General features: G+C 56.2%; 18 protein-coding genes and 1 tRNA gene. 12 read left to right on the top strand and 7 right to left on the bottom strand.

Annotated features, from left to right (window positions below; genetic code table 11):
* Nucleotides 1-125: 125 nt before the first annotated feature.
* Nucleotides 126-1,007, bottom strand: coding sequence for a LysR substrate-binding domain-containing protein (locus ACR0LN_RS20770; RefSeq protein ID WP_480432394.1), 882 nt, complete (start codon nt 1,005-1,007; stop codon nt 126-128).
* Between the two features lie 186 nt (nt 1,008-1,193).
* Between ACR0LN_RS20770 and ACR0LN_RS20765 the strand changes: the two genes are divergently transcribed.
* The 3 genes from ACR0LN_RS20765 to ACR0LN_RS20755 are packed head-to-tail and all read left to right on the top strand — an operon-like array spanning nt 1,194 to nt 5,728.
* Nucleotides 1,194-3,386, top strand: coding sequence for a dehydrogenase E1 component subunit alpha/beta (locus ACR0LN_RS20765; protein WP_480432393.1), 2,193 nt, complete (start codon nt 1,194-1,196; stop codon nt 3,384-3,386).
* On the top strand, nt 3,383-4,417 hold the full coding sequence (locus ACR0LN_RS20760) for an ACP S-malonyltransferase (RefSeq protein ID WP_480432392.1): 1,035 nt from the start codon (nt 3,383-3,385) through the stop codon (nt 4,415-4,417). Before ACR0LN_RS20765 ends, ACR0LN_RS20760 begins: the two co-directional genes overlap by 4 nt.
* A 39-nt stretch (nt 4,418-4,456) precedes the next feature.
* Nucleotides 4,457-5,728, top strand: coding sequence for an NAD(P)/FAD-dependent oxidoreductase (locus ACR0LN_RS20755; RefSeq protein ID WP_480432390.1), 1,272 nt, complete (start codon nt 4,457-4,459; stop codon nt 5,726-5,728).
* Between the two features lie 12 nt (nt 5,729-5,740).
* Here the strand turns inward: ACR0LN_RS20755 and ACR0LN_RS20750 are convergent, their stop codons facing one another.
* Nucleotides 5,741-6,643: a LysR family transcriptional regulator gene (locus ACR0LN_RS20750; RefSeq protein WP_480432389.1), complete on the bottom strand. Its 903-nt coding sequence runs from the start codon at nt 6,641-6,643 to the stop codon at nt 5,741-5,743.
* A gap of 75 nt (nt 6,644-6,718) precedes the next feature.
* Between ACR0LN_RS20750 and ACR0LN_RS20745 the strand changes: the two genes are divergently transcribed.
* From ACR0LN_RS20745 to ACR0LN_RS20725, 5 genes are all read left to right on the top strand, one after another.
* Nucleotides 6,719-9,931: a reductive dehalogenase gene (locus ACR0LN_RS20745; RefSeq protein ID WP_480432387.1), complete on the top strand. Its 3,213-nt coding sequence runs from the start codon at nt 6,719-6,721 to the stop codon at nt 9,929-9,931.
* A 128-nt stretch (nt 9,932-10,059) separates the two neighbouring features.
* Nucleotides 10,060-10,926: an FAD binding domain-containing protein gene (locus tag ACR0LN_RS20740; protein ID WP_480432386.1), complete on the top strand. Its 867-nt coding sequence runs from the start codon at nt 10,060-10,062 to the stop codon at nt 10,924-10,926.
* Nucleotides 10,923-11,402 (top strand): (2Fe-2S)-binding protein, encoded by a 480-nt coding sequence (locus ACR0LN_RS20735; protein WP_480432384.1) that lies wholly within the window; start codon nt 10,923-10,925, stop codon nt 11,400-11,402. Before ACR0LN_RS20740 ends, ACR0LN_RS20735 begins: the two co-directional genes overlap by 4 nt.
* Nucleotides 11,402-13,657 (top strand): xanthine dehydrogenase family protein molybdopterin-binding subunit, encoded by a 2,256-nt coding sequence (locus ACR0LN_RS20730; protein ID WP_480432383.1) that lies wholly within the window; start codon nt 11,402-11,404, stop codon nt 13,655-13,657. The genes ACR0LN_RS20735 and ACR0LN_RS20730 overlap by 1 nt, the downstream gene beginning before the upstream one ends.
* The gene (locus tag ACR0LN_RS20725) at nt 13,650-13,895 is read left to right on the top strand and encodes a MoaD/ThiS family protein (protein ID WP_480432381.1); all 246 of its coding nucleotides are present in this window, start codon (nt 13,650-13,652) and stop codon (nt 13,893-13,895) included. The genes ACR0LN_RS20730 and ACR0LN_RS20725 overlap by 8 nt, the downstream gene beginning before the upstream one ends.
* Here ACR0LN_RS20725 and ACR0LN_RS20720 read toward each other — a convergent pair.
* On the bottom strand, nt 13,892-14,599 hold the full coding sequence (locus ACR0LN_RS20720; protein ID WP_480432379.1) for a lysophospholipid acyltransferase family protein: 708 nt from the start codon (nt 14,597-14,599) through the stop codon (nt 13,892-13,894). The two genes, ACR0LN_RS20725 and ACR0LN_RS20720, sit on opposite strands and share 4 nt — an antisense overlap.
* A gap of 143 nt (nt 14,600-14,742) precedes the next feature.
* Between ACR0LN_RS20720 and ACR0LN_RS20715 the strand changes: the two genes are divergently transcribed.
* The 3 genes from ACR0LN_RS20715 to ACR0LN_RS20705 all read left to right on the top strand — a co-directional run bounded on the left by ACR0LN_RS20715 (nt 14,743) and on the right by ACR0LN_RS20705 (nt 19,906).
* Nucleotides 14,743-14,818: transfer RNA gene (locus ACR0LN_RS20715), tRNA-Trp, on the top strand.
* 995 nt (nt 14,819-15,813) lie between these two features.
* Complete coding sequence (locus tag ACR0LN_RS20710; protein ID WP_480432377.1) at nt 15,814-17,886, top strand: Ig-like domain-containing protein; 2,073 nt, start codon at nt 15,814-15,816, stop codon at nt 17,884-17,886.
* Between the two features lie 475 nt (nt 17,887-18,361).
* Nucleotides 18,362-19,906, top strand: coding sequence for an RICIN domain-containing protein (locus ACR0LN_RS20705; protein ID WP_480432375.1), 1,545 nt, complete (start codon nt 18,362-18,364; stop codon nt 19,904-19,906).
* A gap of 44 nt (nt 19,907-19,950) precedes the next feature.
* Here ACR0LN_RS20705 and ACR0LN_RS20700 read toward each other — a convergent pair whose 3' ends face one another.
* The gene (locus tag ACR0LN_RS20700; RefSeq protein WP_480432374.1) at nt 19,951-20,172 is read right to left on the bottom strand and encodes a hypothetical protein; all 222 of its coding nucleotides are present in this window, start codon (nt 20,170-20,172) and stop codon (nt 19,951-19,953) included.
* A 196-nt stretch (nt 20,173-20,368) separates the two neighbouring features.
* A complete protein-coding gene (locus ACR0LN_RS20695) occupies nt 20,369-22,825 on the bottom strand; it encodes an alpha/beta hydrolase family protein (RefSeq protein ID WP_480432373.1) in 2,457 nt (818 codons plus the stop codon).
* A gap of 161 nt (nt 22,826-22,986) precedes the next feature.
* Here ACR0LN_RS20695 and ACR0LN_RS20690 point away from each other — a divergent pair, with 161 nt between their 5' ends.
* On the top strand, nt 22,987-23,376 hold the full coding sequence (locus ACR0LN_RS20690; RefSeq protein WP_480432398.1) for a CAP domain-containing protein: 390 nt from the start codon (nt 22,987-22,989) through the stop codon (nt 23,374-23,376).
* A gap of 40 nt (nt 23,377-23,416) precedes the next feature.
* On the opposite strand, the gene ACR0LN_RS20685 is transcribed toward ACR0LN_RS20690, so the two are convergent.
* Nucleotides 23,417-23,692: a hypothetical protein gene (locus tag ACR0LN_RS20685; protein ID WP_480432371.1), complete on the bottom strand. Its 276-nt coding sequence runs from the start codon at nt 23,690-23,692 to the stop codon at nt 23,417-23,419.
* Nucleotides 23,689-24,174, bottom strand: coding sequence for a hypothetical protein (locus tag ACR0LN_RS20680; RefSeq protein WP_480432369.1), 486 nt, complete (start codon nt 24,172-24,174; stop codon nt 23,689-23,691). The genes ACR0LN_RS20685 and ACR0LN_RS20680 overlap by 4 nt, the downstream gene beginning before the upstream one ends.
* Between the last annotated feature and the right edge of the window lie 59 nt (nt 24,175-24,233).

Below are 24,233 nucleotides of genomic sequence, written 5' to 3'. Positions count from 1 at the left end.
ATTTGCACTTAATTTTTCGATGTTGGTCGGAAGATAGCCCGCGCCTGCCTGGCCGTCCTGCCGTCCGCAGGACGCAAGGCCGAAGGCCGCGCAGGTGCTTTGGCAGGACACCTGATGTGCACGTGCTAAATCTGCTTCTGCAGCCATGCCCGAAACGACTTAAGCGGTTCTGATTCCGCGCGGGATTGCGGCCACACAAGGAAGAACTCCCCAAGGCTTACGCCCGGACCGCGCCAAGCCGGAACCAATCGTCCCGCTTTCAGATCGTCTTCAATCAAGTAGCTGGGCAGCAATGCCACGCCAAGACCGTGGATCGTCGCCTGGCCCATGGTCGAAAACTGATCAAACAGCATCCCCCGAATGCCTTTGGCCTCGTGACCTTGGGCCGCGAACCATCTTTCCCAAGCATCGGGCCGAGTTTCCAGATGCAGCAGGGGGGCTTGTGTCAGCCATTCGATATCGTCGGCATTCGCGGGCAGCAAGCTGGGGGCGCAAACCGGCAGCACATCTTCGCGCATGATGGGGAGGTAATTGACGCCAGCCCAATCCCGCTGGCCAAAGTGAATCGCGGCGTCGAACGGCTCGGAGTCGAAATCAAACGGGCGTAGACGTGTGTTTAAGTTCACGGTGACTTCGGGGTGGCGGCGCGCGAAGTCCTGCAGTCGTGGGGCCAGCCAGTGCATGCCGAAGGCAGGTAATATGGACAGGTTCAGTGATCCACCGGTCGGATTGGCCTTGAGTTTCAGCGATGCCTGCGCCAGTTGGTTCAAAGCCGTGCGCGCGACCTGAACGTATTCCTTTGCGGCGGGCGTCAGGTGCAGCCTCATTTGGCTGCGCTGAATGAGGTCAACGCCCAATTGCTCCTCCATCGACTTGAGCTGACGGCTGATGGCGCTTTGCGTTAGCGACAATTCTTCGGCAGCGGCCGACGCACTACCAAGGCGGTCGACGGCCTCAAGCGCAAGCAACGATGGGATCGAGGGTAAGAACCGACGCGGGGCAATCATATGACATATCCTCATACCTTTCGGATGGAATATCACTGGCATTTGACGTGCGCCAGCCCGATACAAAACCAGGTTTTGCAGAAGGGTGCAGCTTTGTTTGCCTCCGGTTGCCAAAGCCTGCAAAAAAGGGTGTGCCGCCTTTGCGTCATTGCCAGACTGCTATGACAGAGGATCAGAGAACAGGCTATGGATCGCGCTCAGATCGTTCACGAGAATTTCCTGTCCCGCGTAGCTCGGCGCGATTTTCCCGACGGCGCAGCGCCGCGACCGGGACTGACCAACAGTGAAGCTGTATCCTTGTTTCGGTCACAGGTACTGAGCCGCGCGCTGGACCGCACCAGCCGCGCAATGCAGAAAGCTGGGCAGGGGTTTTACACCATCGGGTCGTCCGGGCATGAGGGGATGGCTGCGGTCGCCCATGCGCTGCGCCCGACCGATATTGCGTTTCTGCACTACCGCGATGCGGCGTTTCAGATCGCGCGCGCCGAACAGGTGCCGGGTCAACAGATCGCCTGGGACATGTTGCTGAGCTTTGCCTGTTCGAAAGAAGATCCTACCTCGGGCGGGCGGCACAAGGTGCTGGGGTCCAGGGCGCTGATGATCCCGCCGCAAACCTCGACCATCGCAAGCCATCTGCCCAAGGCGGTCGGCGCGGCCTACAGCTTGGGCGCGGCCCGGCGGCATGATCCCGAACATCGGGAATTGCCCGAGGATGGCATTGCGATGTGTTCCTTTGGGGATGCCTCGGCCAACCATTCAACCGCACAGGGCGCGATCAACACCGCAGGGTGGACCAGCGTGCAGTCGACGCCTCTGCCCTTGTTGTTTGTGTGTGAGGATAACGGCATCGGTATTTCAGTCAAAACGCCAAAAGGCTGGATACAGGCGTCGATGGAGCATCGTCCGGGCATCAAGTATTTCCAAGCCAATGGTTTGGATATTTACGAGACATTTGCGGTGGCACAGGAAGCCGCCGAATACGTTCGAACCCGCCGCAAACCCGCTTTTCTGCATTTGAAAACAGTGCGCCTTTACGGTCACGCAGGGGCGGACGTTCCAACCACGTACCTTCCAAAAGCCGAGGTCGAGGCCGACGAGGCCAACGATCCTTTGTTGCATACGGTACGCTTGCTGGACGATGCAGGCGCGCTGTCCCCGGATCAGGCGTTGAAGATTTACACCGAAACCTGCGCGCGCACGGATCGCATTGCGACCGAGGCGGCAACACGCCCACATTTGGCCAACGCATCCGAAGTGATGGCAAGCCTGATCCCGCCGAAGCGCACCTGTAAACCCACGAACGGCCCCAGCGCCGAGGCGCGTGCCAAAGTCTTCGGTGGCGATGCACGTGCGATGAATGATCCTCAGCCCATGAGCCGACTGATAAACTGGGCACTGACCGATCTGATGCTGGAACATGGTGAAATCGTGTGTATGGGCGAGGACGTAGGTCGAAAGGGCGGCGTCTATGGCGTGACCCAGAAACTGCAGCAACGGCTTGGACCGGACCGGGTGATTGACACTCTGCTGGACGAGCAATCCATTCTGGGGCTGGCGATTGGCATGGGTCACAACGGATTTATCCCGATCCCCGAGATTCAGTTCCTTGCCTATCTGCACAATGCCGAGGACCAGATCCGGGGTGAGGCCGCGACCCTGCCGTTTTTCTCGAACGGGCAGTTTTCGAACCCGATGGTGCTGCGGATTGCGGGGCTGGGCTATCAAAAAGGGTTCGGCGGGCATTTCCACAACGACAATTCTCTGGCCGTGCTGCGGGATATTCCAGGCGTGATCATCGCATGCCCTTCGAACGGCTCGGACGCGGCGAAGATGATGCGGGAATGTGTGCGGCTGGCGCGGGAAGAGCAGCGCGTGGTGGTGTTTCTGGAACCCATCGCCCTGTATCCGATGCGCGATCTGCATGAGGCGCAGGATGGAGGGTGGATGACCACCTATCCCTCGCCTGACCAGCGAATTGCGCTGGGCAAGGTTGGCGTGGACGGAGACGGCACCGATCTGGCGATCGTGACCTATGGCAACGGGCATTACCTGTCGCAACAGGCGCTTCCCGAGTTGGAAGCGGCTGGTGTCAAAACCCGGATCATCGACATGCGATGGTTGGCGCCCCTGCCTGTCGATGCTCTGCGTGAGGTCACCAAATCCTGTGCGCATGTTCTGGTCGTTGATGAATGTCGCCGTACCGGCAGCCAGTCCGAGGCGTTGATGGCGTTCTTCGCAGAGGAAAACCCCTCAACCCCGACCGCGCGTGTGGTGGCCGAGGATAGCTTTATCGCCACTGGGCCGGCCTATGCTGCGCCACTGCCTTCCAAAGACGGCATCGTTGCCGCCGCGCTGAAACTGACCGGAGGCCGCTCATGACCCGCACCGCAGTTCTGATCTGCCCCGGACGGGGCACCTATAACAAACCCGAACTGGGCTATCTGCACCGCCATCATGGGCAACGAATGGACTTGTTCCACAGCTTTGATGCCATCCGTGCCGAAGCGGGGCAGAAAGCTGTGACCGCGTTGGATGGCGCCAGTCGCTACACGATGAGCAAATACTCGCGAGGAGATGTCTCCTCGCCCTTGATCTATTCGGCTTCGTTGGCGGATGCACAGGCTTTGGCCGACGATATTGAAGTGGTCGCGGTCACCGGTAATTCGATGGGATGGTACATCGCCTTGGCCGCCGGAGGGGCGCTGTCGCCGCAGCACGGGTTCCGGGTCGTAAACACGATGGGCGCGTTGATGCAGGAACAGCTGATCGGCGGTCAGTTGGTTTATCCGTTTGTGGGTGACGATTGGCAGAACGATGCCACCCGAAAGGCAGAGCTGCTGGCAGATGTGACGCGGATCAACGCGGCTGAAGGGTGTGATCTGGCGCTGTCCATTGATCTGGGTGGGATGCTGGTGCTTGCCGGGAACGAGGCGGGGTTGGCGGCTTTCGAAGCGTCTCAGCCCATTGTTCAAGAGCGGTTCCCGATGCGCTTGGCAAACCATGCCGCGTTTCACACGTCATTACAGGCCCCGGTCGCTGCAGAAGGGCGGGCGAGACTCAGCCCGGACATGTTTGGCCAGCCCGAGCGTCCTTTGATTGACGGGCGTGGCAAAATCTGGTGGCCGGGTGCAACAGACACGCAGGCGCTGTGGGATTATACGCTGGGCCATCAGGTGACCGAGACCTACGACTTCACTCGCGCCATTCAAACCGCAGCGCGCGAGTTTGCGCCCGACCTGTTCATCGTGACCGGTCCCGGTGCGACTTTGGGTGGGGCGGTGGCGCAATCTCTGGTTTTGGCGGATTGGAAGGGCCTATCGGACAAGGCAGCGTTTCAGGCGCAACAAGAGGCGCAGCCAATTTTGGTCGCTATGGGACGAGAGGACCAAAGGGCGCTTGCAACTGGTTGAGCGCGCGCCAATGATCCGCGCAGATTCAGGAAACCCGGTATGAGCGATCACAATAAGTCCCTTTGGCTGAAAACATGCTGTGAGCAAGTCGAGGCGCGCCCCCTGGCTGAAGAGACAAGTGTTGATCTTGCAGTCATCGGCGGTGGCTATACAGGGTGTTCTGCCGCGCTGACGGCGGCGAAGGCCGGGACATCGGTTTGCCTGCTTGAGGCGCATGAGATCGGGTACGGCGGATCAGGCCGCAATGTGGGGTTGGCGAATGCCGGGCTTTGGTTGCCGCCTGACGAAATCCGCGCGCATCTGGGCAAGGAAACGGGGGATCGGTTGATCTTTCTTTTGGCACAGGCCCCCGCAGATGTGTTCGATCTGATTGAGCGGCACGGTATTGAGTGCCAACCAGTGCGCAACGGGACATTGCATTGCGCGCATTCTGCATCAGGGCTGCGCGATTTGCAGGCACGCCATGCACAATTGACTGCCACCGGAGCCCCAGTTGAATTGCTGACCGCCTCGCAGGTATCCAAACGGACGGGAAGCACAGCGTTCCACGGCGCTTTGCTCGATCCGCGCGCGGGAACGATCCAGCCGCTGGGTTATGTCCGAGGTCTGGCCCGTGCGGCTGCTGAGGCCGGGGCGCGGGTTGCTTGCCAGTGTCCGGTAGAAACCATGCAATTTGCCGATGGGGTTTGGACGCTGAAGACACACAATGCAACGGTTCGCGCGAGATCGGTGATCCAGGCCACAAATGCCTATCATCAGGGACTTCCCGCTTCGGCGCCGGACTACGTGCCTGTCTACTACTTTCAGTTCTCTACTGCCCCCCTGTCAGAGAACTTGCGTGCAAGCATTCTGCCGGATCAAGAGGGGTGCTGGGATACGGGCCTGATCATGACCTCGTTCCGCATGGATGCTGAAGGACGGCTTATCATCGGTGCAATGGGTGATCTGGGACAGGCGGGCCGCGCGGTCCACACGGCCTGGATCAAGCGCAAACTGGCCGAGCTTTATCCGCAGCTTGCCGATCAACCGCTGATCGAGGGGTGGCACGGTCGGATCGCGATGACCTCGGACCACATTCCCAAGATCACACAGATCGGCCCAAACGCCCTTTCGGTATACGGCTATTCCGGTCGGGGCATTGGGCCGGGGACTGTATTCGGTCGGTTAATGGCCGAAAGCCTGTTGAACGAAGATCCGTCTCTGCTGCCTGTCTCAGCGGTTTCTTCGCACCACGAAAGCTGGACCGGGTTGCGCCGTGCTTATTTTGAAACAGGCGCCGCGCTGACGCACCTCATCAAGGCGCGGTTCTGAGGGTTTTACTGGTTAATATTGCAAAGTCGCAGCGGTGGCCTCAATCCGTGCGCGCAGCCAGCGATGGGCCGGATCATTGGCCAATCGCTGATGCCACACCATGTAGATTGAAACAGGCTCACATTTGAACGGTAGCGGTGCGCAATCCAACGTTGCCAGAGGCCCCTTCTTCATCAGCGCGGTGTCGGTTGAGATGAGGTTGCTGCCTGTGACGAAAGACGGAATGGCGTTGAAATGGGGCAAGGTCACAATGGGTGGTCTGATCTGGCTCTGATCCACGCCGCGTATCACCACGCGTGAACTGCGCCCGTCGGCAAAGCGCACCTCGACATGCTCGGTCTGGCAATAGCTTTGCCAACTGTCGGGCGGGTCGCGCTGGTCTGCGTCGTAGAAGATCATCAGCGGACTGGTCAGCACGCGTTTTTGAAAAATATCCGGCCCGTCCGGGGGTAGGGGGGTCAGCATCAACTGGCACCGATCGCTGCGCAACAGGTCCGGGTCGGGAACGCCGGACGGGATGAAACCCAACCGCAGACGCACACCTTCGGACCGAAGGGTGCGCAGCAGCGGTGGGAAGATCAACTCGCGTGGCATGTCGTTTGTCGCAATCTGGATGCTGATCTCTTCGGCCAGCGGGTCAAACGGGCGGCCATCGGTCAGCGCCCGCATCCCGTCCAATACGCGTTGAACCGGCTCTTTCAGAGACAAGGCGCGTTCAGTTGGCGTCAGGCCCTGACCCGAGCGCACGAACAGCGGATCGCCCAGCACTTGCCGCAACTTGGCCAGCGTGTGGCTGATCGCCGATTGCGTTACCCCGAGCCGGTCGGCGGCTTTTGAGACCGAGCTTTCTTCGAGGATTGTCAGAAACGTACGCAGGACTTTGCCATCCAGCTCGGTGAAATCATTTTTGCTCATATCATCTATGACTATTCATGAATGGATTTGCTGTCTACGGCGCATTAGGTGACACTGAGAAACAGGAGGCGCGCGATGGGAATCCGCTTTTTCTCGGACAAGAACCGACCGGTCCATATGGGTCCTTATCCGTTAGAGCGGTTGGCGCGGCAGTCTGACATGCCGGACCTGTCTTTGGTCCCGCCCATGTCCGAACTGAGCTTCCACCGACCGAAACAGCCCGAAAGCATCGTCAACGCAATGGGTGAGTTTCAGGCGATGTTGGACACCATCCGCGATGGGTTCGTGAACCCCGTTATCTCGGAGATTCCTGCGGACCCGGTTGAGCGTGCCAATCACCTCAAGGCATTCGGTTACTTCATCGATGCGTCCATAATGGGTTGCGGCCCACTTCCGCCAGAAGCGTTGCTGTCTGAACCTCGGCGAAATCCTGATATTGATCGTCTGGCCCATGCGCTGAAAACGCGGCAGACCAAGACTTTGGCCTCGGGGATCGACCTGATCATGGCCGACCTTAAAGAAAGTATGGAGGCTGCGCCCAGACCGATGGGCACGCATCGCCATGCCATCGTTTTCCTCTATGAACACAACCGCGACCCCAACCCGGACGAACCCGGCGCGGATTGGATCATGGGCGCGCAGGATCATCGCGCTTGCCTTTTGGCGACCGAGAACGCTGTGGTGATCGCCAACTATATTCGCCTGCTGGGCTTTGATGCGCGGGCGCATTCCGTGATGTCGTCCGAGGTTGATCTGGGCAGGTTGGCCGTCGCGGCAGGTTTGGCCTCGGTCGAAGGTGGCGACATCGTGGCCCCTTGGCTGGGCAAGCGGTTCGGTCTGGCTGCAGTGACAACCGAATTGGACATCGCTCATGATCAGCCTCTGCGACCCATGGCGCAGCAACCTTGGTTTCGCACGCAGGGTCCGGCGTGGTGGCTGGGAACTGGGTTCGCCAAGAACGCTCTGAATCGCGATCGGTATGCCAAGCGGCGCTATGTGGACGGGGCGCACCCGTTCGAAAAGCTCAAACGGGTCGAGACACCAACCACATACATCGACGAAGACAACGTCGCTCGCGTTCCTAAACGTGCTGACATGTTCGCGCGGGCGCAGTTCGGAGACATGGGCAAACCGCTGCAGGACGCCGCCAAGGGCGGGTATTACGTGCGCAAGGCCGCCCCCAGCAGCGCACAACGCCGCGCGCTGGGCGCGTTTGTGTTGTTGCAGGATGGTGAGAGTGCGGAGGTCGCGCCGCCAACCGATGCAGTACGCAATTCGGCGAATATCAAGGCCGCCAGCTATTTTCTTGGCGTTGATGCGGTGGGTCTCAGCCGTTGCCCAGATTGGGCGTGGTATTCCCACGATGCGACCGGTCAGGAGATCACGCCGCCCCACGATCAGGCCATTAGCATGATCATCGACCAGGGCTATGAAACGATGGAAGGCGCCAGTGGTGACGATTGGATTAGCGTTGCCCAATCCATGCGTGCCTATTTGCGATTTTCGCTGCTGGGTGGCGTGATCGCGCAACAAATCCGCAACGTCGGCTACAAAGCGCGGGCACATACGGTGATGGATGGAGAGGTGTTGCAGCCTCCGTTGCTGTTATTGTCCGGGTTGGGAGAAGTGAGCCGGATTGGAGAGGTCATCCTGAACCCCTATCTTGGTCCGCGCCTGAAATCCGGTGCGGTGACGACTGATATGCCGATGACCCACGACAAACCCATTGATTTCGGCCTGCAGGCATTTTGCGAAAGCTGCAACAAATGCGCGCGCGAATGTCCCTCGGGCGCGATCACCGCCGGACCGAAACTGATGTTCAACGGCTATGAAATCTGGAAGTCCGACAGTCAGAAATGCGCCACTTATCGCGTGACCACGCCGGGTGGTGCGATGTGTGGGCGTTGCATGAAAACCTGTCCGTGGAATCTGGAAGGAATCTTTAAGGAACGCCCGTTCCGCTGGGCGGCGATGAACATCCCGTCCGCAGCACCTGCATTGGCGAAATTGGACGATACTGTCGGAAATGGCGGGCTGAACGAGATCAAGAAATGGTGGTGGGATCTGGAGCTGCAGTCCGACGGAGCTTATCGCCCGACCGAGCATCCGCTGAACCGGCGCGGGCTGCAAACCGATCTGGACCTGAAATACGAGGATCAAACCCTCGCGGTCTACCCCGCCTATCTGGCCCCGCATCCCTGGCCCTATCCCTTTGCCATGGACCGTGAGGCCGGGATTGCCGCTTATCAGGCGATGGTGACGGCTGCGGAATACCAAGCTCGCAAGGCTGCAGGGGATATGACGGTAATCCACCGCTACTCCATCGCGGGCGACGTGCCGGTAATGCGGGTCGCGCTTACCAAGGTCGACAAGATGACGGCGGATGTGACCAAGTACGAGTTCGCGGCTCTGGACGGTGCCCCCTTGCCCGATTGGACCGCGGGCGCGCATTTGGACGTGCTGGTCGCGCCTGAATTCCTGCGGCAATATTCCATGTCCGGTGATCCTTCGGATAGGTCCACCTATCAGATCGGCGTGCTGCGCGAGGATGAGGGACGTGGCGGGTCGGCCCTGTTGCATCGCATCTTCAACGAAGGGCGCAAAGTCTTCATATCGAAGCCGATCAACCATTTTGAATTGGATGAGACCGCGACGAGGACCTTCCTAATGGGTGGAGGTATCGGCATCACCCCGATGATCGCCTTTGCCCATCGCCTGCACGCTCTGGGCGCGCCGTTCGAACTGCACTATTCCGCCAGTACGCGCTCCGGGGCTGGGTATCTGGACGATCTGGCCGCAATGCCTTGGGCGGATTGCGTGCACTATCATTTCTCGGATGAGGCCACGCGCGCCGATTTTGGCGCCATACTTTCGGGTTATCAGGACGGTTGGCACGTTTATACCTGTGGTCCAGACCGATTTATGGAAGGTGTTATCCAAGCGGCGGAATGGCAAGGATTTCCCGAAAACGCGCGGCATCTGGAGTATTTCTCGGTTCCCGAACAGCCCGAGTATGAGAATCATCCTTTCACTTTGAAGCTGGTGCAATCTGGCCGCGAAGTGGCCGTGCCAAAGAACAAGGACGCCGCGCAGGCGCTGAACGAGGCAGGCATTCACGTGGATGTGAAATGTTCCGATGGGATCTGTGGTGTCTGCAAATGCGCCGTGATTTCCGGCGATGTCGAGCACCGAGATTTCGTCCTCTCGAACAAGCAACGCGAGCGGGCGATGATCCTTTGCCAAAGCCGCGCGGTGCAACCTGACGGGGTGATTGAGATCGACCTGTGAATAGAGGTCTGGAAACGACATCAGATAACGCAAAAATTGGTCGTTCCAGCCATGGACGCAGGCTTGCCGCTGCACTAACGTCCCCTGCGAACCCCAGTGAACCCTGATCAACAGGTGCGAGGTATTTCATGGATTATCACAGCCCCGCCAGCTTTGCCGAGGCTTCGGCTCTGGCCGCGAACGCGACGGGCATCACACGGTTTCTGGCAGGCGGCACCGATGTGCTGGTGCAACTGCGTTCGGAACTGGTGACGCCCGATACGCTGATCGACATCAAGAAGATCGACGGTGTGCGCGACATAAATCAAAACGCTGATGGCAGTTGGACGTTAGGCATCGCTGCCACTGGTGCGGAGATGAGCGAACATACTGATTTGGGCCGCGATTGGCCCGGCGTGGTTGAGGCGATGGACCTGATCGGCTCAACTCAGGTGCAGGGCCGCGCGACGCTGACCGGAAACCTGTGCAACGGCTCTCCGGCGGCGGATTCGGTTCCAGCCATGGTGGCGGCAGGTGTTACAGTTACTGTGACCGGCCCGGAAGGCGACCGTGAAATGGCTGTCGAGGATATTCCCACCGGTCCGGGCAAGACGTCCTTGGCGAAGGGAGAGCTGATCTCGGCCGTCCACATCCCCGCGCGGGGCGAGAATGGCGGCGACGCGTATCTGCGCTTTATCCCGCGCACCGAGATGGACATTGCCGTCGTGGGCGTCGGCGTCAGCCTGCGTCTGGACGGCGACACGATCACCGATGCGCGTGTTTCCTTGGGCGCTGTCGCCCCGACCGTTCTGTTGGTCGAGGATTGCGCGAAGGCCATCATCGGAAGCACGTTGGACGAGGCTGCGCTGGATGCCCTGGCCCAGGCTGCATCCGCTGCCTGCAACCCGATCGACGATAAACGCGGCACTATCGCGTTCCGCACCGAGGTCGCTGGCGTGCTGGCCAAGCGCGCCGCGAAAATCGCTTATGCCCGCGCCAAGGGAGAAGACGCATGAGCAAGCTCCACGTATCCACCACCGTGAACGGGGACACGGTCGAGTACCTGTGTGACCCTCGCGAAACCCTGTTGGACTGTCTGCGCGACAAGCTGAACCTGACCGGCGCGAAAGAGGGCTGTGGCACCGGCGATTGCGGCGCGTGCTCGGTCACCGTCGATGGCCGTTTGGTGTGTTCCTGCCTGATGCTGGGCGTCGAGGCGGACGGCAAGCAAATCGAGACCGTCGAAGGCATTGCCGACGGTGACGTTCTGCACCCGTTGCAGAAGAAGTTCATCGAACACGCTGCCCTGCAGTGCGGAATTTGCACGCCGGGTATTCTGGTTGCGGCCAAATCTCTGCTGGAGAAGAACCCCAACCCGACCGAGGAAGAAACCCGGTACTGGCTGGCAGGCAATCTTTGCCGCTGCACCGGTTATGACAAGATCATCCGCGCCGTGATGGAAACCGCGGAAGAGCTGCGGGAGGCTTCGTAATGGCACTCGACGAACAAAAATCGAACTTCACCTTCGTTGGCACCCGCCCAAACCGCCCTGACGGGCTGGACAAAGTCACGGGCCGTGCCAAGTTTGGTGCGGATATGTCGGCGCCCGGCATGCTGCACGGAGCGATCCTGCGCTCACCTCATGCGCATGCGCGGATCGTCAGGATCGACACGTCAAAGGCCGAGGCGCATAAGGACGTCAAAGCCGTCGTGACCCGTGCAGATTTTGCGGATGTACCGTTCAAGCCCGGTCTGGAAGGCGAATTCTGGAATGTGCTGGAGAATGTCATGGCAGGCGAGAAAGCCCTCTATGACGGGCATGCGGTCGCCGCGGTTGCGGCCACGTCGGCACTGGCAGCGCGTGATGCGCTCAAGCTGATCGAGGTCGAATACGAAGTGCTGCCGCACGTCACCGACGTGGACAAGGCGATGGCCCCCGACGCTCCGGTCATTCGTGAAGGCGCGGCGGATTACTCCGTGCCAGCGGGTATGCACCCGAACGTCGTGCGCTATCACGAAAGTGGGCACGGCGACGTTGAGGCTGGATTTGCCGAGGCGGATCTGGTCATCGAAGACAGTTTCGTCACCGAAGCAACCCATCAGGGTTACATCGAGCCGCACGCCTGTCTGGGCATGCTGGGCAATGACGGCAAAGGTGAGCTGTGGTGTACCACCCAAGGCCACTGGATTGCGCAGAAGACCTGTGCCGCACTGCTGGGCATCGAAACCTCGCAACTGCGCGTGACCGCGTCCGAGATCGGCGGTGGTTTCGGCGGCAAGACAACTGTGTTTATCGAACCTGTCTCGCTGGCGCTCAGCCGCAAAGCCAACCGTCCAGTCAAGATCGTCATGTCACGGTCCGAGGTTTTCCGCGCTACTGGTCCGACCTCGTCAGCGTCGATGGACGTTAAGATCGGGATGAAGAAGGACGGCACGATTTCGGCCGCTCAGGGCGTGTTCCGTCTGCAGGGCGGGGCGTTTCCGGGGGCTCCGGGTGACATGACGGCTATGTGTGCCTTTGCGCCCTACAACCTGACCAATGTGCATCAGGTGGGTTACGACGTTATGTCGAACCGTCCGAAACAGGCCGCCTACCGCGCGCCGGGCGCACCGATGGGGGCCTTTGCCGTCGAGTCCGTGATTGACGAGCTGTGCAAGAAGCTGGGTCTCGATCCGGTGGACGTTCGTCTGAAAAACGCGGCGCACGAAGGCACCAAAGCCAGCTATGGCCCGACCTATGAACGGATCGGGCTGGTTGAAACGCTGGAAGCTGCTAAGGCGCATCCGCATTACTCGGCCCCGCTGAAACCGGGGCAGGGGCGCGGGATTTCCTGTGGCTTCTGGTTCAACCACGGCGGTGAGACGTCGGTGTCGCTGGCGTTGTCCGAAGATGGCTCGGCCCAGTTGATGGTGGGCACGCCAGATATCGGTGGGTCGCGCGCGTCAATGGCGCTGATGGCAGCAGAGGTTCTGGGCATTCCTTACGAAAATATCCGCGTGACCATCGCCGATACGGCAACGTTGGGCTACAACGACGTCAGCCACGGTTCGCGCGTGACCTATGCGTCGGGGCTGGCGACCATCAAGGCAGCGCGCCACGCGGTGGAACAGCTGTGTGCCCGTGCGGCGGCAAGCTGGGGCATTCCGGCGGATGCGGTGAAATGGGAAAACGGCTGTGCTGTGCCATCGGGTCCAAATGCAGGCGATTTCGATCCGCGCCCGCTGGCTGACATCACCGCGCATATGGGGCAGACCGGTGGTCCGATCTCGGGCCATTTCGAAGCCACGCCCGAAGGCGCGGGCGTGTCCTTTGGCACCCATATCGTAGATGCCGAGGTTGACCCGGAAACCGGCAAAACCTCGATCACCCGTTATACGGTGATTCAGGACGCCGGTAAGGCGATTCACCCGACCTATGTGGAAGGTCAGTATCAGGGCGGTGCCGCACAAGGCATCGGCTGGGCGCTGAACGAGGAATATATCTATGGCGACGACGGCCGCCTGCAGAACTCAATCTTCCTAGACTATCGCATCCCGGTCGCCAGTGACCTGCCAATGATCGACACGGTGATTGTCGAAGTGCCCAACCCCGGCCACCCGTTTGGAGTGCGCGGTGTAGGTGAAACCGGCATCGTGCCGCCTCTGGCAGCCATCGCAAACGCGGTGTCGCATGCGGCAGGCGTGCGGATGAAGCAACTGCCGATGTCACCGCCGCGCATTCTGGCGGCGCTGAAGGACAATGGTTGAGGTCCACCTCTGGTCCGGCCTCCGGTCTTTGACCGGGGGCCAGCAAGTGGTGGAGGTTGAGGCCAAAACCACCGGTGAGTTGCTGCGTGCGCTGGTGCAGGCGCATCCACAGTTGCAGGCCCCGATTGACGCGGGCTTGTCCATCGCCATTGATGGCCGCGTCATTGCAAGCGGCCTGACGGAACCGATCCCTGAAGGCAGCGAAATCTATCTGATGCAGCGGCTGAGGGGCGGTTAAGCCTCGGGCGACCACGGCTCGCGGCCAACCATGCGGTCGGCTTCGGCGGTGATGTCGTTCATGTGCTGCTCAAGGCTGAGACGCAGTTCTTCGATCTGTTCCTCGCTGGCCTTACGTGGAACCGTTTCGGTCCATTCGCGACACAGGAACACACCCTCGTTTCGCCAAACGCGTGGCAGCAGCAGCCGGTCCCACGTACCTGCTTCGCTGCCGTGCCGTGTCGAAAAGGTGATTCCGAACACCCGCTTGCCCGAGGTGCGCGCCCAAACCAGGGGCACCGTGGACAGTACACGTTCCGGCCCGCGCGGACCGTCGGCGGCGATGCCGATGGAAATCCCTTGCTTGATCTTGCCGAACACTTCGCGAGACACGGCAACGTTGCTCTTGTGTTTGCTGGCCATGGCGATCGTGTCCATGCCGAACAACTTTTGCACCCGACCCACCATGCTACCCGCGCGCGCGGAGGAGGTAATTGAGCAGATCTGCGCCTTGTCCAACGGGAAAAAATATGGCGACTGCGCCAGCCGTTGATGCCACAGGACGACGATGACCGGTTCGCCTTGCTCGGCCAACTGGTCCAACTCTTCGTATCCGATACGTTGCCATTTTGTGTTACGATTGACCAAACGGATGTAACTCGCAATTCGGCGCGCCACCCAGTTCAGAACGGCTTCACTGTCGGCGATCTTTTTACGGATACTCACTGACGGGGTCCCTCATACTGACCAAACCGTGTCTTATAGAACTCAACGCCGCGTGCAACTTGTTTGTCGGGTGCATTAGTCGTGTGGAATCTGAAAAAGCCTCTTGAGTCCGCCGCGCGGCTGGCATATCTGGGGCGCACCTTAGGGGTATAGCTCAGTTGGTAGAGCGACGGTCTCCAAAACCGTAGGTCGCGGGTTCGAACCCTGCTGCCCCTGCCATTAAAATCAAACACTTACGAGAAAAATTTGGTCAACGCGTAGCGCATTTTGTGCGTTTTTTTGTGCGTTATTCTGAAAAAGTGCATGATTCAGTCTTCAATTCTTTCCATCGTTGTGGAAAAGCCCTGCGGCATTTCTTTCCATAATTGTTGAAAGCTTGGGCAACTTTGGTCTCGTATAAGCGTTTGGCATGTTGGTTGTGTCCCGCGAACTTGCTTCAATATTGGTCGAAGCGATGCTTCAAAAGGGCTAGGGCGTGCTGACCGGGGGTGGGTGCGCCCTTATACATTCTAAGCAAAACACAATCAGTTCAGGGCCGGATCACACCCAATTTCCGTTGATTTATTCACAAGCGTCACAGGGGAAGGTGCAGGCTTTCGAGATTGCCTCCACTCAGGGGTAGAAGAGAGACGTCACATTCTGATTTCGTTAAAGTAGCTGCGCGGCTAGCCTCATAGCCACCAATTGTCCCCCCGGACTAACAAAGGGTTCGTTGCGCAGCAATCAGAGGAAAACCCAGTTTCGGCAGCAGGAGCATGCTATTTTCTCTTTTCATGCCCAACTCCCCTTCCTGGAAATCGGATGGGGTTGAAGGTTCGAATTCACTTCTGCTGCTCTACGTAATCACCCCAATTTAGGGGTAGCGTGGATTTGGAGCATTTTGCTTTATTATCAATATTGCGACACGTCCTAAGAGATATTTAGGCAACACGACGGATGTTGGAGTTGGACGGACTTTCGCAGAGTGGGGAACATTCCCGTAGTGGAACGCGTCTTTATGTGAAGTAGGCCGGCGTCTACCTTACTAATTTGGCTGCACGCCGTGGAACAAGCAATTAATACGTGGCTTTAGGATTTATCTTTTTCCAAAAGCGATTTTTTGGGAGGTTTTTTCGATGAGTGGGGGAACGCCTGTAGCTTGTGAGGTGTGCAGCTATACAAATAACTTCTCTAATCAATACTCTTTAGTAAGCGGTTTTACAGGATCCTCACCTTTGAGCGAGGAAGAAGTACTCGGTATGACCGTTGGCGAATTTCGCGCCATTATCAACGAGGGAATTTCTGCGGTAAGGAGCATTGATTGGTCCGTCGTGGCCATTCTTTTGGACGATCCAGCGTATGCAGATATTCTTACTCCTGACGCGCGGAGCCTTCTCGAAGAAGCACTCGCAACAAATGGCGAGAATTTTGTTTCAATATTCCAAGACGTTTTAGTGGCGTATGAACCGTATCCCGATAGCATGCTCGTCAGCGAAGTACTGGCCAGTCTTGATGGTTCTTCGGATAATGATGACAACTTATTGCCTGATGCTCAGGATGACTTCGTATATTTGGATTCCGGGGATATTATTTCAATAAATGTATTGAGCAATGATATCGATGCAGTCGGTGCTGGATTGGAAGTAATTTCTGTCTCAGGGGCATTGTTTGGTAATGCGGTATTAGAGGCGGACGGCTCAATATCCTACGGGCCTTCGTCAGATTTCCCCACATTTGCAGGAGTAGAAACACTCACGTACACCGTTCAGGACGGTGATGGGAACACCGACTCTGCCAACGTGCACATCGAGGTTTACGGGTTTGATATACCTTATCCCGAAGATTCCAATGACCCCGCTGACGTCGATAAGTTGTTTTTGGAGGTCCAATCGATACTCGATGGCGACGAATATGGCTGGCAGGCAAACTTTAATGAAGATGGTGATTTTTCATTCAAATCGCCAGAAGCGGTTTTTGATGGTGATTCATGGGAAATTCAAAACCCAAATGGTTCAACAAAAACAGGAAATAGTGAAGAGGAATATAGAAATTATGTAAACAAAGGGATTTTGTCCGCAATATATCAAACTTTGGAAACCAGCCTAAATAATGTCGACCTTAAGTGGCAAAATCTCTATTCAAGAACAAAAGATGGCTGGGAACAAATTAAATCATTCTTTGACTTTGGAAAGAAAAATATTGATGTTCTGAGCGACACAATCGATGATTTCGACAAAGGCAGACCGCCTCAGCGCCCTCGGGAAGAAGAAATTGAGCAAAACCTTCATGAGCTTGCAAACGACCAGTTAGATTTGCCAGGTTTGAAGCAATATTATCTTTGGACTAGACATTCCGACAGATCCGCCGGTCTAACAAGTGACTTGAGTGAGATTCCCCAAGATGACCACTCGACCCGCGTGATGCTGGGTAGCGAAAATGAACGTCTTCAGCTAGGCGCAGGAAACGATTTGGCCTACGGGTTTGGAGGAAACGACACACTTTTTGGGGAAGAAGGTAACGATATCCTCGTTGGTGGGTTTGGAAATGACAAGTTGCTCGGCGGAGAGGGCAACGACGGCTTGTACGCAGACCAGGGTAACAATCTTGTGCTGGGCGGTGACGGCAATGACTTTATTTTGGCCTTCGGCGGGAACGACGACCTCTACGGTGGAATAGGGAAGGACACTATCCAAGCTGGTGCAGGCAATGACTCCGTTGGCGGCGGCGGATCAAACGACGAAATTCGCAGCGGCAACGGTAACGATAGTGTTTGGGGCGGAGATGGTCGCGATACTGTTTGGGGAGGTCGCGGTGACGATACCATCTTTGGTGACGCTGGCAATGACAGTATTTTTGCCGGGGGTAATGACGACGTAGTCTATGCCGGTGGTGGAAGCGACACTGTTGGCGGCGGTGCGGGTGACGACGCACTTTGGACAGGTGCAGGAAACGACCGCGCGGATGGGTACGCTGGGAATGACACGCTGTTGGGATTTGCCGGAAATGATGACCTGCGTGGTGGTGACGAAGCGGATCTGCTGGACGGGGGCGCGGGCAACGATACCCTGCGCGGTGGAGCTGGAGCGGACACCTTCGTGTTCTCCGAAGGGGCTGACCTAGTGATTGGCTTCGGGCCGCGAGATTTCATTGACCTCAGTGGTGTTGCGTCGATAGTCGATTTTGCTGACTTGAAAGCCAACCATCTGTCCGGCGCAGTGAACGCACTGATTGTCGATGGTGTTGGCAACTCGATGCAACTGAACGGTGTAAGTTCGAATTCGCTGCAAGAGTCAGATTTTATTTTCTGAGTCAGAGCAACAATACCTGCAGCGCGATAACCCGAACACGCACCCTGATGGGAAAGTACTTAAGCAGTACGGCATAGATGCGCCCGAACTCGGCACAAGTTCAGGACAAAAATGCCAAGTGCTGAATGGTGAATTTCTTCGCGGCAAGTCCATTGAATGCAAACTCAACGACCAACGCACACACACCGTTGGGTTGGGGCTTGTTATGCCGATGGACAGGTTATCGGGGCAGCTGTAATCGCGGCTGGTCACGCTTTGGATTGCCATAGGTATTCAGGTGAACGGTACCAACACCTAGAAGGATCTGCTGCCAAATCGAGAACTCGACGCGCGAGTTATTGTCATTAGCATCAGAAATAAGTGACTGATGCACGTCGTGCCCTGAACTTACCCGCCTGGTAGGCTATTTGGAGTTTAGCAAGTCGGCATCTCACAATTCTTGTTGCCAAACTGAACTTGGTATTGGGGTAAGTTCATGATTCGATTTAGCCGCCAATCTCGCAAGGCCATAATCCTTGGTGGACAGTCGCCCAATAAACTTAACTGGTATGGTTCAAGCCTGCTTAACACCGGCGTCGTTGAGTACGACGGAAAGGTCCATCTGTATTTCCGTGGGCACGTTGGTACCGACGATAACGTGCACGCAGTTGGCCTTTGGCGACACGGTACCTCTGCTTTTGACCCGTATTCCCAGTGGGAGGAGGAGCCAAATTACATCTTGCACCCAGACGACGTCGATTTTTCAGATACAGGAACGGCTTGGGGAAAGTCTGCGCGCCGTTTGTCCAATCCTGAGGCCTGCGTCTATAACAACGAAGTGTATCTATACACCATTCTAAAGGGTGCTAAAGGAACTGGTCACGGCATAAACGCTTGGCCACCGACTTTGCTTTGGAAGTCGAGCGATGGGTTGAACTTTACTCAAATCGGGCTGCTGAAAGACGCCACTGACGGTTACACCAACACAATTCATACCGGAGGCATGGGAGTCACCCACGACGGTGAAAAGTTTGTGATGCTGTCAGCGGCGCTAGACACAGATGGATTCGGATTCGGGACCGTTGTTCGGACGTCTTTCGACGGATTGAATTGGACGGAGCGATACGACCAGGCCTTTCCAATGCCCGACACTATTTTGGACAACGACTTTGACGATGAAAGCTGGGTTACGGCGCGCATGTATGTCGAAGGCGACCACGTTTATGCATTTATTCCGGGCGGTGGTGTTCACAAAGACTACCCTGAAGGCGTGGGACTTTGGCGGCAGGAAATCAAAGAGGTGGCCTCGAAACCATGGGAGGAATATTCACAAAATCCAATTTTGATGCGAGGTCCAGCCGGTTCGATAGATGAAGGCGCAATCTGGTCTCCATCCGTGATAAAACTCAGCAAAAAACTACAGATGTTCTATGAAGGGTGCGGTGCATATGCTTTTGATGCCGGTTCACCTGAAAGCATCAAGGGCCGTGAGAAACCTTACGGAGGATATGGTGCTACTAGCTTTTCCTCAATCTGCCACGCGCAAATGGTTGGTAACAGCCTTGGAACCATTTGGGATCGAAGGACAATTGAGCCAGGCAAAACCTACCGGATCCAAAACTTCAAAACCGGTTTGTGGCTTCGATACCGTGGAACAGAAAACGGCGAAAAGGTAGAAACGACCCGCGACGCAAACTCTACCAATCTCGACTGGATTGTTGGAAAGGATAACGAGTTTTTCATCTTCAGATGTGCAGCATCACCCAAACACGTTTTGGAGAACCCTGGCCGAGGGTACAACATTGGCCAGGAAATCGGAATCTGGACACAAGGAACTGGCGACAATCGCCAGCAAGAGTGGCATCTGGAGTTTCCTACCTCCGCAGATTCCGCAAATGGTCCCTTCGTAATTCGGAACCGACACAGCGGCTTGTGTTTGTCATCCAGTGCGAGCAAGGGGTCGAATGTGGCGAATGCTGTCACTCGTCAGATGGATTATACAGGTAAGCTTGACCAGCAATGGCACTTAATTGGCGTATAGGTTTTCCATGATTTATTGGCGGAGAGCCAAATCTGCTTGTGGGATTATCCAGTTAGGCGTTGCGTTGAACCTGTATCGCTCTGAGCGCCCGATTGCTTTTGCCGGATTGCCTCACACGCTTCTTCCATTGCCCGAATAGCCTTTTCCACCGCAATGGCGACTTCGGGATTGGCTTGTATCCAAGGGTGGTCGCCAACGTTCGATTTGAAGCACTCCGTAAGGATGCTTGCCGGATACAACGCGCTTTCGGCCAAGTGGTAATTCATTCTCAATCTCCTGAACAAAATAGGTTCAGGTGATTTGGTGTTTGGCGGCGATTTAAGATTGCGAGCTTCTGCCAAGCATTTTCGCGAAGTTGCCAATGCAAGGCAATTACCCAAATTAAGAACACTTACTCGCCACTTTTTTGAAGTTGTGCCAACAACTGAGCTTGACGCGGCCAAAAACCCTTCATTCGTACCACTAGGCAAACAATACGTCGTCATTGAAAATGACCGTCTCAATGTTCCAAAGCTGGTCGGTGTCGCCAGAGGCAAGGTGTGAAATCTGCCAACCCTTCGATCCGGTTTTGATGACACTGTACTGAGCAACGTCAAGAAAATACTCAACAGTGTCTAGTCCAGCATCTCCGTAAATCACATCGTTCCTAGCTCCCCCGACAAAATAGTCGTTCTCACTTCCTCCGCGAAGCGTATCCTTCCCGTCTCCGCCATAAAGCACGTCTCTCCCTGCTCCGCCGTACAATTCGTCTCGGCCTGATCCGCCATAGATTGTGTCGGCACCCCCATCACCGATTAACGTGTCGCGCCCACGCGCCCCGGCAATAACGTCTTTGCCCCAGCCACCTGAAACGTAATCGTGGTCTGTTCCGACAAACGATGGCAGCGTTCCAAGCGACAATGCTTTTCCTGCATCACCATACAGTTTGTCATCACCCCCACCGCCCCATATTGTATCGTTTCCTGCCCGCCCCATGATTACGTCATTGCCTTTTCGACCCCAGAGCTCTTCGTCCGAATAATACAGAGGATTTGGTATCGAGCCGACGAATGCGGTGCCGTTGTCGCCACCAAAGATGTCATTCCCGTCAGTTCCGGCACGTGCGTAGGAGCTTTGGCCTACATCGTAAATTGCCTTCGACAGTGACGGGTGATTAACAGCGATAAGCGCTTCAGTGCTTTCCAGATATCGAACGGAGGAATGCTCATAAGGTGAAAGCCCCTCAAAGTTGTCTATCCCGTCGTCATTTGAAGTGGTTAAATCATCCAATGGAATTTGAAGCTGCTCGCCCGACTTGGTGAACGCAATTTCATAACCAAATGCATCCAATTGCGCATTACTAGATACCGCAACAATGTCCTCACTATGTTCAATGTGGAGAACGCGGCTATCTACAGAAGTCGCCGAAGATGGCGCGCCTGGGGACCCAAACGTGATTGCTCTCGCTTCGGAATAATCTCGAATCTCTTCCATAAAAAGTTGCGCGATAATGCCTCCCAAGCTGTGTCCGGTAACATATATCTGCTCGATATCCGCATCAGCCAGGTAGACCTTCAAGCCTTCAATCAGGGGTTGGAACCTGGGCCAATGGTCGGTTAGAACCTGAGGTCCCCAACCCGATATTGGGTCGGATGGAAAGCTATCTGTTCCTCTGAAAGATAAAATTACACTATGCTCTCCGGCCACCATTGCTTCACCGACATGAGCAACGGCCACACCGTCGTAATCTTCGTATACACCGTTTTTAAACACATACTGGTGGTCTGCGGCTTCGTCACTGACAGAGGGTAGGCCTAGGGAATTCGCATGGATTGGTCGCCAGTCTTGGCCTGGCAGGAAGTCAATCCCGTAGGCGGCAAGCTGGGCTTTGGCCAACTCCAACACCAGATTGAAGTCTATTATGTTGGGTCCAGCGAAATCCTTCTTGAAGGAGACTTTCTCGAAGCCTTCGACAACATCCGTTTCCCCGGTCTTGTCATTGTACCACTCGGTCCGAGTGCCGGAAAAATCCTTGAACCTGTAGTCAGAACGCGCACCTTCCATTAAATATGAATCGAAATCATCGGTATCCCCATCAGTGGTAAAGTCACCACCGATAAGTGTGTCTTCTCCTTTGCCGCCAAGGAACTCGTCGTCTCCGTCACCGCCATCGATTGAGTCGTCGCCAGTTCCGCCACGCAGAATATCGTCACCGGATGAACCGATGAGGGTATCGTTGTCGGCACCTCCCCAGAGAATGACAAAGCTCTCCTCAACAAAACTAGCATCTACGGTGTCGTTTCCCGCACCTGCGAAGAACTCAATGACAGAAGAGGAAAAGACCTTTTCACCCGACTCTGTTTGCACTTTTTCACGGTTCTCGTCCGAAGGAAGAACGACATTGTCGTTGCCCGAAGAAGCAGAGTATGGGCTGCCTCTCCAATTGATGCCGTAAAGAGCAACCGCGTTAAAATTGATTTCGTCTGAGCTATGAGTAAACTCTAAATAGTCGGGATAGTCGACGAAGTACCAGCGATAAGTCGGTTGCTCATAGTAGTAGCTAAATCCTTGCCAATCTGTGCGTTGCCAGGATTGCAGTTCGCCAACCGTCGGCTCATCAATTAGCGCAAATTCCTCTTCGGTGAGTTCCGCAGCTACCTCCCAATTATAAACTAGAGTTTCAATTGAGGTAATCAGCCAACAGGTTCCGTCGAAACTGCAGAAATCGGCAGTACCTAAGTTCGGGTGTCCGTCAGTCGGAACAGCTTGGGTAACCGTTGCCCACGCTGCATCCTGCATCCAAGGTTGTCCGGGATACCAACTCCAAAGTGCTGGTAGAATTTCGCCGGCCGAGTTTCTTAAAGGTTCAGTATCGAAACTGGGATTTGCCTGGGCGTAAGTGTCAAAACTCAGTAAAATTTTATAATATATACCAGACACGGCAAACCCCCAAGTCACATCTAAACGACTTAGTGTACCATACTGCTAAGTAATCAGTCACTATTTTGAGAATCGGGGTTGTCGACGTCTATATCGCAATGCGGCGACACTAGGATTGGGGAAACAGGGAATTGAGAACAGTCGCGCTGATTGCGTTCTTGATGCCTGCACCGCTCGTGGCAAATCCTATAGCAACGGACGAACTCAATAAGTTTCGCAAAAGCCAGGGTCTTCAAGAATTAGTCTATAGCCGGAAGTTGGAGAAAGTCGCTAAATCTCATGCCGAGGAAATGGCGACGAAGGGTTTCTTTTCGCATACTGGCTCGAACGGGTCTGATGTGGGCGAACGGGTTCGCAAGGCAGGCTATAAATGGTGTTTCGTGGCTGAAAACATCGCCCAAGGCCAGAACGGTCTGGACGCCGTGATGTCGGCCTGGGCGCAATCGCTGGGACATAGAGCTAACCTGCTGGCACAAGAGGCTCAGGAGTTCGCCGTGTATGAGGCGGCAGGCCGTACTTGGGTGATGGTTTTGGCCACCCCGTGCGAGTGAGTTAGCATTGAGAACTTGCCAACCACAAAGCACAAAGTAGTTAACCCTCGCTTTCAACAAAGCGCTCGATTGAACGCATCAGCCGTACATGCTCATTGACGGCTTTCCGCATCTCTTGCGCCTCTCTGCTACGCATACCGTGCTTGTACACTGGGTTTACCTTGCCTGGACCATGACCGCCACGAGCGCCGTGCATCCGGCACACCGTCCAGCCTTTCACCGCCGGGTTTTTACAAGGCAGGCCCGTGCGTTTTGACTTCGCTGTACATCGCGGAGCGGCATGCGCCCTTTGCATGGGGTTGGAGGCATCTTTCATTTCTTGCCTCCCCCCGTCTCGACGTTGCCAACAATAGCTTGGCCGCCATCTTCAACGTTCACGTGCTGAACGGTGACCGTCTGTTTGCCGCCGTTTCGGTATTTGCGAAGTGCTTCCATCTGCGCGGCAAAAGTGCGCGTGAGCTTGTTGAACCCGGTATAATGGGCTTGGCATTGCGGAAGGTTGTCGCAGGTTGCCAGCCATCGAGCCGCCCGAATTGTCGCGACATGGGTTGCCGCCATCTGGACTGCCAGCATTCGCTCAAACGCGTCGCGTGGTTTTGTGTCACTTACGATAGAGAGCATAAACCCTCGCTCGTCGTTGGCGTCGCCATCGTCTCCAGCCTCTGACCTGTTCAATGCCTTTAGGCAGTGCGATAGAAAAGCACTCGCCTGAATTTCATCGTCCGTGCCAAAAATCTTTCGCAGGGAATCTTCTCGCGACATAACCACTTTGTGCCCTTCTGATGCCGATCCCTCCATTTTAACCTCTGGTGTCCGCGCGTCATTACTTTGAGAAACATTGCATCCATTGTCCGCAT

The sequence above is a fragment of the Ruegeria sp. AA6 genome (assembly GCF_056542865.1).
This window is presented reverse-complemented; position numbering and strand designations above follow the sequence as displayed.

Coding starts and splice junctions, on each gene's coding strand:
- ACR0LN_RS20740 (WP_480432386.1), top strand. CDS start 10,060: ATGGATTATCACAGCCCCGCCAGCTTTGCCGAGGCTTCGGCTCTGGCC.
- ACR0LN_RS20750 (WP_480432389.1), bottom strand. CDS start 6,643: ATGAGCAAAAATGATTTCACCGAGCTGGATGGCAAAGTCCTGCGTACG.
- ACR0LN_RS20745 (WP_480432387.1), top strand. CDS start 6,719: ATGGGAATCCGCTTTTTCTCGGACAAGAACCGACCGGTCCATATGGGT.
- ACR0LN_RS20725 (WP_480432381.1), top strand. CDS start 13,650: ATGGTTGAGGTCCACCTCTGGTCCGGCCTCCGGTCTTTGACCGGGGGC.
- ACR0LN_RS20735 (WP_480432384.1), top strand. CDS start 10,923: ATGAGCAAGCTCCACGTATCCACCACCGTGAACGGGGACACGGTCGAG.
- ACR0LN_RS20705 (WP_480432375.1), top strand. CDS start 18,362: ATGATTCGATTTAGCCGCCAATCTCGCAAGGCCATAATCCTTGGTGGA.
- ACR0LN_RS20680 (WP_480432369.1), bottom strand. CDS start 24,174: ATGGAGGGATCGGCATCAGAAGGGCACAAAGTGGTTATGTCGCGAGAA.
- ACR0LN_RS20685 (WP_480432371.1), bottom strand. CDS start 23,692: ATGAAAGATGCCTCCAACCCCATGCAAAGGGCGCATGCCGCTCCGCGA.
- ACR0LN_RS20730 (WP_480432383.1), top strand. CDS start 11,402: ATGGCACTCGACGAACAAAAATCGAACTTCACCTTCGTTGGCACCCGC.
- ACR0LN_RS20755 (WP_480432390.1), top strand. CDS start 4,457: ATGAGCGATCACAATAAGTCCCTTTGGCTGAAAACATGCTGTGAGCAA.
- ACR0LN_RS20760 (WP_480432392.1), top strand. CDS start 3,383: ATGACCCGCACCGCAGTTCTGATCTGCCCCGGACGGGGCACCTATAAC.
- ACR0LN_RS20700 (WP_480432374.1), bottom strand. CDS start 20,172: ATGAATTACCACTTGGCCGAAAGCGCGTTGTATCCGGCAAGCATCCTT.
- ACR0LN_RS20690 (WP_480432398.1), top strand. CDS start 22,987: ATGCCTGCACCGCTCGTGGCAAATCCTATAGCAACGGACGAACTCAAT.
- ACR0LN_RS20765 (WP_480432393.1), top strand. CDS start 1,194: ATGGATCGCGCTCAGATCGTTCACGAGAATTTCCTGTCCCGCGTAGCT.
- ACR0LN_RS20770 (WP_480432394.1), bottom strand. CDS start 1,007: ATGATTGCCCCGCGTCGGTTCTTACCCTCGATCCCATCGTTGCTTGCG.